Here is a 13,034-nt window from a genome sequence, read left to right as displayed (position 1 = left end):
AAATTGCGCTTCTTTTTGTTTATTTTATAGTTGATACGTTCAAATAATGTCGAAATTTTGGTCAAAAGAAGAGACTCTCTGGAGCTTCGCACTATATGGGACTGCCGTCGGCGCAGGAACCCTCTTCCTCCCCATACAGCTGGGTTCTGCAGGCGCGGTGGTACTGTTTATCACCGCACTCGTCGCCTGGCCTTTAACCTACTGGCCGCACAAGGCGCTGTGCCAGTTTATCCTGTCCTCAAAAACCTCGGCAGGTGAAGGGATCACTGGTGCAGTTACGCACTACTACGGCAAAAAGATAGGCAGCCTGATCACGACCCTCTATTTTATTGCCTTCTTTGTGGTGGTGCTGATCTACGCCGTGGCGATAACTAATTCACTCACTGAACAACTGGCAAAACATATCGCCATCGATCTGCGTGTTCGCATGCTGGTCAGTCTTGGCGTGGTGCTGGTGCTGAACTTGATTTTTCTGATGGGCCGACAAGCAACCATTCGGGTAATGGGTTTTCTGGTGTTCCCGCTCATCGCGTACTTTTTGTTCCTTTCGCTCTACCTGACCGGAAGCTGGCAGCCAACGCTACTCACCGGCCAGATGTCTTTCGATCAGCACACGCTTCATCAGGTTTGGATATCTATTCCCGTGATGGTTTTTGCTTTTAGCCATACGCCAATTATCTCGACGTTCGCCATCGACCGACGTGAGAAATATGGCGAGCAGGCCATGGGTAAATGCAAAAAAATCATGAAGGTAGCCTACGTCATCATCTGCCTGAGCGTGCTGTTTTTCGTCTTCAGCTGTTTGCTTTCGATTCCGACAAACTATATCGAGGACGCGAAAAATGAAGGGGTGACCATTCTGTCAGCGCTATCGATGATGCCAAACGCACCAGCATGGCTGTCGATTTCTGGGATCATTGTCGCCGTCGTGGCGATGTCAAAATCGTTCCTCGGCACCTACTTTGGCGTGATTGAAGGGGCAACCGAGGTGGTAAAAACATCGTTGCATCAGGTGGGAGTGAAGAAAAGCCGGGCCTTTAACCGCGCCCTGTCCATTATGCTGGTTTCGACCATTACGTTTATCATTTGCTGCATTAACCCTAATGCAATTTCAATGATTTACGCGATTAGCGGGCCGCTGATTGCCATGATTCTGTTTATCATGCCGACATTATCTACCTATCTGATCCCGGCGCTAAAGCCGTACCGTTCAGTGGGAAATCTGATCACCCTGATTGTCGGTCTGCTGTGCGTATCTGTGATGTTTTTTGGCTAGAACGTGTTTTTAACGGCTCATTCATCAGTATGTGGATGAGCCGTTAAACTGACTTATTTGATGTACGAATCGAGTACCTTCAAAACCACATCCAAATCTTCTTCGCGCTTAATTTCATCGCCCTGATGCACAATGTGCTCGGTCAGATGACCTTTAATCACCTCGCGCATTAACCCGTTTACCGCACCGCGGATCGCCGCTATTTGCTGCAATACCGCCGCGCATTCATGCGGTTCATCCAGCATGGTTTTCAACGCCGCTACCTGCCCCTGAATCTTACTGGCTCGGGCTTTCAGCTTTTGTTTGTCGCGGATCGTATGTGACATAGCAATACCTTTTCAACGTCTGGCTGGAGCGACAATACCATCGTCATTCTACTGGGGGGTAGTATTTAATACTGGGGGGGAGTAGAATCTGGCAAAATTAAACAACTAAGAATCATTCTCATGGGTGAGTTTTCTACGCTTCTTCAGCAAGGCAACGCCTGGTTTTTCATTCCCAGCGCGATTCTATTAGGAGTGTTACACGGTCTGGAACCGGGGCATTCCAAGACGATGATGGCGGCCTTTATTATTGCCATTAAGGGAACCATCAAACAGGCGGTGATGCTGGGGCTGGCGGCAACGCTGTCGCATACCGCAGTGGTATGGCTGATTGCGCTCGGCGGGATGTATATCAGCAAAGCGTTTACTGCCCAGGCCGTTGAGCCCTGGCTGCAGTTTGTCTCGGCGATTATTATTCTCGGGACCGCATTCTGGATGTTCTGGCGAACCTGGCAGGGAGAACAGAACTGGCTGACCCAGACGCATCATGACCACGATCATGAGCATCACCATGATCATGATGACCATCACCACCATCATAACCACGGTGAAGCTCACCACCATCATCACGAACATGATCATCACCATAGCGCCCTGGCCGGACTGAGCGAAGATTCAAAAGCGTATCAGGACGCCCACGAGCGGGCACATGCTACCGATATTCAGCGCCGCTTTGCAGGCAAAGAGGTCACCAACGGCCAAATATTATTGTTTGGTCTGACCGGCGGGTTGATCCCCTGCCCTGCCGCCATTACGGTACTGCTGATTTGCATCCAGCTCAAAGCCTTCACGCTGGGTGCCACCATGGTGCTGTGCTTCAGCCTCGGGCTGGCGCTAACGCTTGTAACGGTGGGCGTGGGAGCGGCAATCAGCGTGCAGCAGGCGGCCAAACGCTGGAGCGGATTTAACACACTGGCACGCAAAGCGCCCTATTTTTCCAGCGCGCTTATCGCGATGGTCGGCTTATATATGGGGATTCACGGCTATATGGGGATCGTCGGTTAACGAGCAGAGAGCGCAGCAGCGATTGCCGCTGCGCATCAAACCAGGCTAGCTTGCGACGTTCCCCCACACCAGTTGGCCTTTGTGGAAGGTCGCGGTGCGTGGGGAGATTCGCGCGACCGCTTCCGCTGAGCAGGAGGCATCCACCAGTACAAAGCTGGCTTCATCCTGCGCCTTCGGCCAGACGCGCTCACCTTTATCGTTAAGCGGCAGCACATCGCCGGTGGCGAGGAACAGCGCTCGCGACAGGTTGAGTTCATTGGGACGAATATACAGCTGCGCGTACAGATTCGCCTTCTCCAGCATGTCTCCAAGCCCGTACGGCGACCAATGGTCAATCACACTGTCGGTCCCGGTAATCACTTCCACGCCTTTGTCACGCAACTGCTTGAGCGGCATATGCAAGGTACCGATCGGCACCGTCGAGGCAATGGTAATCTGCTGCGCCGCCATGCGGCTCGCCAGCGCATCCACCTGTTGTTCGTTCAGGGTTGCCAGCGCAAATGCGTGACTGATGGTCAGTTTGCCCTTCAACTGCGGCGTTTTCTCCACCGTTTCCACCATGTAATTCACCGCCGCAACGCCCGCCGGGCTGGTTTCATGCAGATGGATATCCACGCCTTTATCGTAATCCAGCGCAATCTGGAACATGGTGTCGAGGGATTTTTCCATCGCCCCATCCACGCTGGTTGGGTCCAGACCGCCGACGTAATGCGCCCCCGCCTGCATTGCTTCACGCATCAACGGTTCAGACTTCGATAACAGCAGGCCATGCTGCGGAAACGCCACGATTTCACAGGCAAAACCCGGCTGGCGACGCGCCAGCACCGCCTGCAGATTTTCCAGGTTTTTCAGCCCGGAAACCGGTTCGATATTGCAGTGGCTGCGGGCAATCGAGGTGCCTTTTGATTGCAGCAGATCGATGAGCTTTTCCGCGCGCTCCTGCGTGTAAGGCTGGAGTTCAGGCAGCAGCTTTTGCTCCAGGCGGATCATATCCTGAATGGTGGTGCCAGCCGGGCGATTCAGCGAACGCCAGGGACCGCCGTAAAAGGTTTTATCCAGATGGATGTGCATGTCGCGCATGGCGGGCAGCATCAGCTTTCCACCCGCATCGTAGTGCGGCAGCATCGCATCCGGATGCTGCTTATTCTCACGCAGTGCAACAATTTTCCCGTCCTGAATTTCAACGGTTTGCAGCGCGGTACGGGTATGCACCACCACCGAGTTTTCGTAATCAAACCCCGCTTCCAGCAGGACGTTATCCAGGTAATAGTGCTTATCGTTAATCGTCATTGTGCTCTTCGCCCCGCAGGTGTTCCCGACAGGATTAGCAGCATACGCGACTGGAGCCACTGCGCCAAACAGCGCGGCAGCGGTCACCATTTTTCCGCTCTGACTTAAAAATTCACGGCGGCTGTTACTTTCCTTCATTCACATTTCCTCTCAGGAATGGACAATATGGGTGCCCGTTTCGCCGCGCAGTGCGGCCGGCAGGCATTCCGGCGTGGTGATGATCACTCGCTTACCGCCACGCGCCAGGAACGCCAGACTGGCAACGATTTTGGGTAACATGCTCCCCGGCGGGAAATGTCCCTCCTGCATGTAACGGGTCATCGTTGCGACATCCACCGTATCCAGCGCCTGCTGGTTGGGTTTGCCAAAATGAATACAGACCTGTTCGACGCCGGTGGTGATCACCAGAATGTCAGCGCGGATTTCCTGCGCCAGCAGAGCCGTGGAGAGATCTTTATCAATAACCGCATCCACGCTCTGATAATCCCCCTGATCGCTACGCACCACCGGGATCCCGCCGCCCCCCGCGCCAATCACCACAAAACCTTGCTGGGTCAGCGTTTTGATCGCCTCAGCCTCGACAATACGCTTCGGTTCCGGAGAGGCGACGACCCGGCGGTAGCCGCGTCCCGAATCTTCAACAAAGCGCCAGCCCGGATTGACCCGCTGCAGTTCATCGCGCTGCGCTTCGCTAAAGAACGCGCCGATAGGCTTGGTCGGGTTAGCGAAGCCCGGATCGTTTTTGTCGACCTCCACCTGCGTGACCACCGTAACCGCCTTCTGTTCACCGCGCCGCGCCAGGCGGTTGTTCAGCGCCTGTTGGATCAGATAGCCGATCCCGCCCTGCGTATCGGCGACGCAGTTTGCCAGCGGGGTGAGCGGCAACCCTTCACGCTCATGCGCGATTTCCGCACGCCGTAGATCCAGCCCCACCTGCGGCCCGTTTCCGTGCGTCAGCACAATGTTGTAGTCCGATGCCAACATCTCCAGCACCGTGTCCGCCACCGCTTTCACCGCTTCAGCCTGGTGCTCAATCGACTGGCTGGCGTTATCTTTGATAATGCTGTTGCCGCCAATGGCAACGACCACAAGTTCTTTCATAGTGTTATCTTCCGCTTACAGGCGATTCAGGTCGTTTTCGTCGGTTCCTGCTCAGGGGCAGTCACCGCTTCACGGCTATCAAGAACATGCTTGAGGACAAACATGCCGCTCATCATCAGGTAGGCCACAACAAACATCATCGAACTGCCTTCTGCAAAGCCAACCGCCGGAGAGTGGATCACACCAAACAGCGATAACAGCGCGCCAAAAGCTGCGGCAATCGCCCCACGCAGCGGCTTATTCATAATGGCGAAGATAGCGACGCAGCCCCACAGCATACTGGCCAGCGGCGCGCCGCTTCCCAGATGCACCAGCCCATCGTAATAGACACCTTTGCTGTGCAGCAGGTCGCTGCCCAGTTTCCCCGCGGATGTTCCGGCGGCGCCCATCACGCTGTTGACGATGGTCAACGCCCAGTTAGCGATCCACGGGAACAAGCAGATAAAGATAACGGGAACCTCGACTTTGGGCGTCTCTCGCACCACCTGGTTGGCGGTCACCACGCCGATAAACACCAGAATCGGCACTATCGCAGTCATCGGAATAATCGCGAGCATAAACGCCCCCAGCCCAAACAGCGGTACCAGGAACATGGTGATGCCTGAAGCGAGGGTATAACCGATGCTGGCCCCCATCGCTTTCCAGCCCGCATGCCCAACATATACGGTCACCGGGAATGGGTTGCCCAGCATGCAGCCGAGCATGGAGGCAAAACCGTTCGCCATCATGACTTTACGGGTGTTGTACTCATCACCCGCCGCATGCGCACTTTCAATATTCTCAAGGTCAAAAATGTAGTTCGCCAGACCCAGAGGAACCGCAGAAGCCAGGTACGGCAGCGCGTGCGGCAAACCCTGCAGGACGCTGTCGACATGGATTTCCGGCGGGTTGAAGCCAAAGGAAGACATCGAAGATTTAATGGCTTCCGGGCTTTGCAAACCGGAGATCCACGCCAACGCTGTACCGGCAATCAGCAGCAGCAAACCGGTGGGGATGCGGGCAAAAATCGGCTTCTTACCGAACCAGTTAATGAAGATCAACAACAAGACGATGAAAGAGACGGTCGGCGCTTCAAATGCCTGCAGCATCGGGTTCATCGCCAGCAGCAACAGTCCCAGACCGGACAGACAAGAAAGTAATACCGTACGCGGGATCATCTTGCGGATGGTCTCGCCCAGGAAGGAGCAGCCGACCAGGATCAACGCTTCGACAAAGCACCACACCAGAGCTATCTGGATAGCAAAGTTGGCATCTTTGGTTTGCTGATATACCGGCATTAGCACCAGGAAGGTCACGGTAAAAATTGACGGTGCGCTCGGCCCAGACGGCAGCGCTGTCACATCTTTACGCCCGGTGTGCTTTGCCATCTGCAGGCCAAACCAGGCGTAGCAGACGCTGGCCACCAGCACCGCCAGACCAAAGGCAGGCGCAATGCGACCATAGACAATTTCGGTAGGGATCCCGACGACAAAAATGAGCAGCCCCATCATTGTCAGCAGGTTAGTCAGGTTGTTGGTCATCAGCCCAAAGTAAGCAGCCCAGTCACCACGTTTCCATTCTAGTTTTATGCTGTTCATGGAATATCCTTAACAGGTTAAGCATCGTTTGCGATCCCGTGGATCGCCCAGCCCTGCAGGTAAGCAACGTTTTTCGCTTCGCTACTGTGGGGCTAACAGCGTTAGCCCCGATTGTTGTTATTGGCAGTAGCGGTCGCGCCAGTTGAGGATCGCCTTTTCAAAACAGGCGAACGGCGGATGGACTATTCCGGCGCCGATCATGCCGATCCCCGCATCTTTGTGCGCAATTGCGGTGTTAATCACCGGCAGAATGCCGGTGCTACCCACGCGCGTAATGTCGATAGCGGTCGGTACGCCCATAAAACCAAGTAACGGAATGGTAACGTTGGGGTTTTCGCCGAGAGTGATTTCACGCATCTGGCGAGAGAAATCGACCGCCTCTTCAACCGTACCGCCCACCAGCGCCACGATGGCCGGTGCCGTGGCCATGGCAAAACCGCCGATGCCGTAGGTTTCGGTAATTGCGCTATCACCGATATCACGTCCGGAATCTTCGGGCTTATAGCCCGCAAACATTGGGCCAATCACCTGCTGCGCCGGACCGGTAAACCACTGACCCGGTAAGCCGCTGATGCGCAGACCGAATTCAACGCCGTTACGCGCCATCGTCGTGACTACAGTGCTGTATTCGATCCCGTGTGCGGCGTCCATTGCGGCTTTACACATCGCCATCCAGGTCGGTCCGGAGAAGTAATCGCTGCTGAGGACGAACTCGAATACCTCACGCTGCTGCTCAACCGGATAGCCGGTCTGAATAATCCACGGCGTCAGTGCCTGTATCAGTAGCGCCGTCCCGGCGTTATTGCGGTTATGACACTCATCGCCCATGTGCAGCGCCTGCGCCAGCATCAGGCGCAGATCGATTTCGCCCGCCAGCTTCATGGCGTCGCGCAGCATCGGTCCCATCACATCGCGCATCCAGTTCAGGCGATCGATAACGCTCTGATCGTTCGCGCCCATGCGCAGGATCTTCGCCATCTGCTCGCTCATATTGGTGTATGCGCGGTTGCCGTAGGTTTTGTTCTCGACGATGTGCATAAACATCGACGCCGACGTTACACCCGCCATCGAACCGACACAGTCATGCTCGTGGCACGGTGAGAAGATGATTTCACCCGAGGCGGCCAGGTCGGCGGCTTCATCCAGATCTTTCGCCAGCCCTTCAAACACCAAAGCCCCGGTGACCGCGCCCTTCATTGCGCCGCACATTTTTTCCCAGCAGATGGGCGGTCCGGCGTGCAGGATGGTGTTGCGGGTCATGCCCGGCACGACGTTGATCGCCTGGTCATAGCCAATCAGCACCGGATGCGACTGGATAATGCGTTCCAGCGCCTGCTGGTTAGCGGCAGCGATTTTGTCAGCCAGCGGCGAATCGGCAATTTCGTCCAGTGCGGCCACGACCTGCATGTTGCCCTGGCCCGGCGGCGTCCAGTCGAGCTGGGTCACGGGAACATTCTGCTTTTTCAGGTCATCGCTGAACATCGCGATGCCGACATTAATCACGTTCAGCGGCTGGTTAAACAGTGTCTGGCTCATCAGGCTTCCTCCCCTTTACAGATAAATTCACGCGCCAGCAATCCGGTATTGGTGCTACTGCTCGCCCAGATCACGCCTGCATCGGTCAGCATCTGGCACTGTTTTTCCAGCGACGGCGTATCGAGATCGGTTCCCAGCACGTAGCCGAGGATCTCAAGCGGACGCCCCTCTGCGGCGGCGATCGCTTTGGCTTCGACGATCGCCTCGATCATCACGCCAACCGGATCTTCATGTGATCCATATCCAAGAACGAAGTCCATAACGATCACGCCGACTTCAGGATCGCGTGCTTCCTGCAACAGACGACTAATGCGGTTGGTTGGATCGATCATCGGGTGCGGTTTACCGTTGGTAAAATCGTCATCTCCGAAATCAAGGAAGGTATGTCCCACGCTGCGGTTGAGATCTGTCAGGCGAAAAGCCGGATCCGGATGAATGTTGCTGTAAACTTCTGCATGTTTTTCCATGGCAGCAAACATCGCCTCATCGCAAAGCGTGCCGCCACAGAACAAGCCGCGAATGTACTTTTGCTGCGGGGTCAGGCGGGCGCGGACCTCTTCAATCAGCGGCCAGTTGAGCGGATGCAGATCCAGACTCTCTTTTTTCACGCCAGTCAGCAGTACCGCTTTCAGCGCCGCCTCTTTAGTGCCGCGTGCAAACAGCAGACCGTTTTCATCCGCAGGCGCGGCTTCACGTCCGAGGAAACACACCACGACGGGCTTATGGCAGGCGCGCGCACGTTCCAGCACTTTGCGCGCCACTGTTGGCGCAGGAGGTTTGGAGATAAGCGCGATGATCTCGGTTTGCGGATCGGCCTCCAGCATACCAATCGCGTCAAGCATCATCAGGCCGCCAATCTTTTCGCTCAGATCGCGTCCACCGGTGCCAATCAGTTGGGAAATCCCGCCGCCAAACTCGTGAATGCGTACGCTCAGCTCCTGGCTACCGGTACCGGAGGCGCCAACAATTCCGATGTTGCCGCGACGCACCGCATTGCCAAAACACAGCGCCGCGCCGTTAATAATGGCGGTTCCGCAATCGGGCCCCATCATCAGCAGCCCTTTTTCATGCGCCAGCTGCTTGAGCGCCAGTTCGTCTTCAAGAGAGACGTTGTCAGAAAACAGCATCACGTTGAGGTTATTTTGCAGCGCCTGACGCGCTTCACGCGCGGCAAACAGACCATTGACCGAGATCACCGCCAGGTTGCTGTCAGGAACATGCTTCTTCGCACTGGCAAGCGTGGCATAGCGCGCTTCATGCTGCCCCCCTTGCTCTTTATGCGTAAACAAGTCTTCAATCGCCACCAGCGTCTGATCGTTCGCCGCCTCGCTGGCACCTTTAATGACAATCATCAGGTCGCCACTTTTCGCCTCTTCAAGTTCAGGCGTGAGCAGACCGAGATTCTTCAGTACGCCCTTATTCATTTCTGTCGCCATAGCCACGAACGCCTGTTCAACGCCATCGAGCTTATTTGCGCGTGTGGAGATAGACATCAGTGAGACAGAATCAAAATACGTGTTCTTTTTAACAACTATCCTGATCGACATAATTCCCTCCGGACCTGTGGCTCAGGGCGCAGGCGTCCGCCATGCCATACAGCATGTCGCAGCCAGAACTTGAGCCGATATTTTTAATGTCAGTAATATATTGCGTAGAAACGGGTTGTTGCTCAGTAATAATATGGTTCAGCAGCCGTCCGACGCTTTCCCGATAACGTTGATGAAAGGCTTCCTCTAGCGTTATTTTGCTGAGTAGCGTGGTATTATTTCCGGCACATTGTAAGGCTGCTAAAAATTCATCACGATATTTCCCCAGTGGATGTCCAGGAATAAATAAAATAGTGCTTAAGCCCACTAAATAATCATCAGATGAAGGCGTCAGACCAATCCCCAGACCAATTAAATGGCTGACCGCTGTAGAGATATTTTCTCCTGTCTGCAACGCCGCCAGTAATGTTTGCCGGCGACTCAGTAATTGGCGGGTGATTTCCAGATAAAACGGGTTATCACCCTGGTACAGAAATAATGTGTCAGCGCTTCTTAGCTGTTGGCGGATAACCTCTTCCCAGCGCAGCCAGCGGATTGCAGCAAAGCTTATTGCATCAGGCCTCCACTGTGGTATGCGCCACGGCAGACAACCGGAAGTTTCTATCCATTTATCGTTGCCAACGGCTATCCCCGATTCGGTAAAACTGACTCTCTCACCGGGGTGAAACAGCTCTTCACAATGCGTCAGCGCCAGCCGACAGCTGTTAGGCGCGTTATCACAACCTTCACTCAGTAACGTCAGCAACCGCTGCTGTTCAGGTATCAACAGGTTTACCGCGCGGGAAAAAACCTGTTCAACCCGTCCCGTTCCCCGGAAAGCGAGAAACGCGCCGTCTGCGGTTAGCGCCCGTACGCATCGCCGTGATGGCGTAGCGATAGTGGCGCTCCTCTGTCAGGCTCCGGCCGCAATCAGCAGCTCGGAAATTTCGTGGTATCCTTTCTCCCGCGCCAGCTCCAGCGGGGTTTTACCGTATTTATCCGTCATGTGCGGGTTTGCGCCATACTCGAGCAGCAGCTTGACGATTTCCTGCTGTTTCGCACCGCCGTCATTAAGCACGATGGCTTCCAGTAACGGCGTCCAGCCGACAAAGTTGGTATGATTAACATTGATATCGGTACGCAGCAGCAGTTCGCGTACGATCTCTACATGACCTTTTTCGCTGGCAGGCGTAATACCGACGCCGCCAAAACGGCTCAGGCAATTAAGATCGGGGTTGGCCGGTAATACGGTACGCAGCAGCGTTAAATCGTTAGTCAGACAGCTAATCAGGAATGGATTAAAACAGGTTTGATCCTGTTTATTAATATCGGCACCGGCAGCAATCAATAAAGAAACACAGTCATAATGTTTATTCAGGCTGGCAATAATTATGGCAGTGCGCCCCTGGCGGTTAGTGGCATTAATATCCACATTTTTTGCCAGGCAGGATTTTAATCCATCGGCATCACCCTGCTCTGCCGCCAGCAGAAATTCAGTAATGAGTTCTTTCTCTGACATAATCGCTCTCCTGCAGTTTTTTAGACTTTTTAAATATCCGATAAGCTGAGAATAGCAACAGAGTGCAGAGAATAATATCCGCTTAAATTTCATTCATCGTAAGCGTGTCGATTATTGAATCAAATTTAACAATGAGAACAAAACGTGCTGTAGTGCAATCTTTTCCTTATGACAGAGCCGCTTTTAGCCATTAATCAGTTGTCAGGAAAATCAGGCGTGATGCTACACGGATAGCGGCCTGCAATTAATATACAGAAGTGTGATTGCCTTCAAATCAATTGTAAAACTAGTGTTAAATTCTGTTCAAAACTGATTGCTCTGCATAAGGATTACAAATACATTCAACAATCATCGCGTCGCAGATGCGCGTTTGTCGCCGGAGGGGAGGAAGATGAATTCAATTTTTACCGAGGAAAACCTGCTGGCATTTACGATGGCAGCCCGCTACAGCAGCTTCAGCAAGGCGGCTGAGGAACTTGGCTTAACCACATCAGCAATTAGTTACACCATTAAGCGCATGGAGGTGGGGCTCGACGTGGTGCTGTTTACCCGCAGTACCCGCAGCATTGAGCTGACCGAGTCCGGACGCTATCTGTTTCGCAAGGCGACCGACCTGCTCAACGATTTCCACGCCATCAAGCGCAGTATTGATACCATTGCTCAGGGCATTGAAGCCCGGGTACGCATCTGTATTAATCAACTGTTGTATACCCCTCAACATACGGCACGACTGCTGCAGGTACTCAAGAAACAGTTTCCAACCTGCCAGATAACCGTCACCACCGAGGTGTATAACGGCGTCTGGGATTCGATCATTAACAACCTCGCCAACATCGCTATCGGCGCGCCGGATACGTTACTGGACGGCGGGGGGATTGATTACACCGAGATCGGCGCGATCCGTTGGTCGTTTGCGATTGCCCCGGATCATCCGCTGGCTTTTATGCCTGAACCGATTTCTGAGAGCCAGCTGCGCCTGTACCCGAACATCATGGTGGAAGACACCGCGCACACCATCAACAAGAAGGTCGGCTGGCTGTTACACGGACAGGAGTCGATTCTGGTTCCTGATTTTAATACCAAATGCCAGTGCCAGATCCTGGGTGAGGGCATCGGTTTTCTGCCGGACTATATGGTACGCGAGGCGATGGAAAAGTCGTTGCTGGTCACGCGGCAGATCCACAACCCGCGTCAGGATTCAAGGATGCTGCTGGCGACCCAGCATTCGGCCACCGGTCGTGTAACCCAGTGGATTAAAAAAGAGTTTGGCCCACAAGGTGTATTGACGGGAATTTATCAGGATTTGCTGCATCGGGAGTGATGCGCCGGACGGCGGTCATGCCTTCCGGCGTACGTAAGATTATCAGGCGCGAATATCGTCATACTCGCGGGTTTTATCAAACTCATGTTTGGCAAACGGGCACAGCGGAATAACTTTGCGGTTTTCGGCGCGCATTTTCTCCACCACCTTCGCCACCAGCAGTTTACCGACCCCCTGGCCTTTCAGGCTGGGGTCGACATCGGTATGTTCAATGATGCTCAGATGCTCACCCGTCGGCACGAAGACAATCTCGGCAACCTGATTGCCTTCGGCATCGTTAACATAAAATTTGTTGTGGCCTGCAAGAATTTCCATGGTCCCCTCACTCATTTCTGGCGATATTTCAGCGCACCGCTCGGACAGGTATCAATCACTTTAATGACCGTCGCGACATCCACTTCATCCGGAATGATCCACGGTTTACGCTTCAGGTTAAAAAGCGCTGCGCTTCCCCGCACGCAGTTGCCCGAATGTTGACATATCGCCGTATTGAAGTAGACGTCAATCTTCTCGCCGGTATAGGCCCGGTAACCGGCATCCAGTAGTTCCTTATCCACGAC

Annotated in this window: 13 protein-coding genes; 3 read left to right on the top strand and 10 right to left on the bottom strand. The window is 54.0% G+C overall.

Going from position 1 to position 13,034, the window contains the following annotated elements; all coding sequences use genetic code 11:
• Positions 1-46 precede the first annotated feature (46 nt).
• Positions 47-1,276: an amino acid permease gene (locus tag HV314_RS05285; protein WP_029139645.1), complete on the top strand. Its 1,230-nt coding sequence runs from the start codon at positions 47-49 to the stop codon at positions 1,274-1,276.
• A 53-nt stretch (positions 1,277-1,329) separates the two neighbouring features.
• Here the strand turns inward: HV314_RS05285 and rcnR are convergent, their stop codons facing one another.
• Complete coding sequence (gene rcnR / locus HV314_RS05280) at positions 1,330-1,602, bottom strand: Ni(II)/Co(II)-binding transcriptional repressor RcnR (protein ID WP_016154292.1); 273 nt, start codon at positions 1,600-1,602, stop codon at positions 1,330-1,332.
• A gap of 120 nt (positions 1,603-1,722) precedes the next feature.
• Here rcnR and HV314_RS05275 point away from each other — a divergent pair, with 120 nt between their 5' ends.
• Positions 1,723-2,604, top strand: a complete 882-nt coding sequence (locus tag HV314_RS05275; protein WP_142418179.1) for a nickel/cobalt efflux protein RcnA — start codon at positions 1,723-1,725, stop codon at positions 2,602-2,604.
• 45 nt (positions 2,605-2,649) lie between these two features.
• Here the strand turns inward: HV314_RS05275 and HV314_RS05270 are convergent, their stop codons facing one another.
• The 7 genes from HV314_RS05270 to HV314_RS05240 form a co-directional block, all read right to left on the bottom strand.
• A complete protein-coding gene (locus tag HV314_RS05270) occupies positions 2,650-4,032 on the bottom strand; it encodes an amidohydrolase family protein (RefSeq protein WP_181547495.1) in 1,383 nt (460 codons plus the stop codon).
• A 12-nt stretch (positions 4,033-4,044) separates the two neighbouring features.
• Positions 4,045-4,995, bottom strand: a complete 951-nt coding sequence (locus tag HV314_RS05265) for a carbamate kinase family protein (RefSeq protein ID WP_047499340.1) — start codon at positions 4,993-4,995, stop codon at positions 4,045-4,047.
• A gap of 26 nt (positions 4,996-5,021) precedes the next feature.
• A complete protein-coding gene (locus tag HV314_RS05260) occupies positions 5,022-6,572 on the bottom strand; it encodes a xanthine permease (RefSeq protein ID WP_181547493.1) in 1,551 nt (516 codons plus the stop codon).
• Between the two features lie 117 nt (positions 6,573-6,689).
• Positions 6,690-8,108 carry a DUF1116 domain-containing protein gene (locus HV314_RS05255; RefSeq protein WP_016154297.1) on the bottom strand — a complete coding sequence of 473 codons (1,419 nt, stop codon included), beginning with the start codon at positions 8,106-8,108 and terminating at the stop codon, positions 6,690-6,692.
• A complete protein-coding gene (gene fdrA, locus HV314_RS05250; protein ID WP_016157393.1) occupies positions 8,108-9,655 on the bottom strand; it encodes an acyl-CoA synthetase FdrA in 1,548 nt (515 codons plus the stop codon). The genes HV314_RS05255 and fdrA overlap by 1 nt, the downstream gene beginning before the upstream one ends.
• On the bottom strand, positions 9,633-10,421 hold the full coding sequence (locus tag HV314_RS05245; RefSeq protein WP_181547492.1) for a DUF2877 domain-containing protein: 789 nt from the start codon (positions 10,419-10,421) through the stop codon (positions 9,633-9,635). The genes fdrA and HV314_RS05245 overlap by 23 nt, the downstream gene beginning before the upstream one ends.
• Before the next feature lie 126 nt (positions 10,422-10,547).
• Positions 10,548-11,153, bottom strand: a complete 606-nt coding sequence (locus HV314_RS05240; RefSeq protein WP_181547490.1) for an ankyrin repeat domain-containing protein — start codon at positions 11,151-11,153, stop codon at positions 10,548-10,550.
• Positions 11,154-11,544: 391 nt separating this feature from the next.
• On the opposite strand from HV314_RS05240, the gene HV314_RS05235 reads away from it, so the two are divergent.
• Positions 11,545-12,474: a LysR substrate-binding domain-containing protein gene (locus tag HV314_RS05235; RefSeq protein ID WP_046276120.1), complete on the top strand. Its 930-nt coding sequence runs from the start codon at positions 11,545-11,547 to the stop codon at positions 12,472-12,474.
• A gap of 42 nt (positions 12,475-12,516) precedes the next feature.
• Here the strand turns inward: HV314_RS05235 and HV314_RS05230 are convergent, their stop codons facing one another.
• Positions 12,517-12,789, bottom strand: a complete 273-nt coding sequence (locus HV314_RS05230; RefSeq protein ID WP_016157396.1) for a GNAT family N-acetyltransferase — start codon at positions 12,787-12,789, stop codon at positions 12,517-12,519.
• Positions 12,790-12,800: 11 nt separating this feature from the next.
• Positions 12,801-13,031, bottom strand: a complete 231-nt coding sequence (gene yjdI, locus HV314_RS05225; protein WP_016154303.1) for a 4Fe-4S mono-cluster protein YjdI — start codon at positions 13,029-13,031, stop codon at positions 12,801-12,803.
• Positions 13,032-13,034: the final 3 nt, after the last annotated feature.

Source organism: Citrobacter sp. RHBSTW-00887, from assembly GCF_013728095.1.
GTDB lineage: Bacteria > Pseudomonadota > Gammaproteobacteria > Enterobacterales > Enterobacteriaceae > Citrobacter > Citrobacter braakii.
This window is presented reverse-complemented; position numbering and strand designations above follow the sequence as displayed.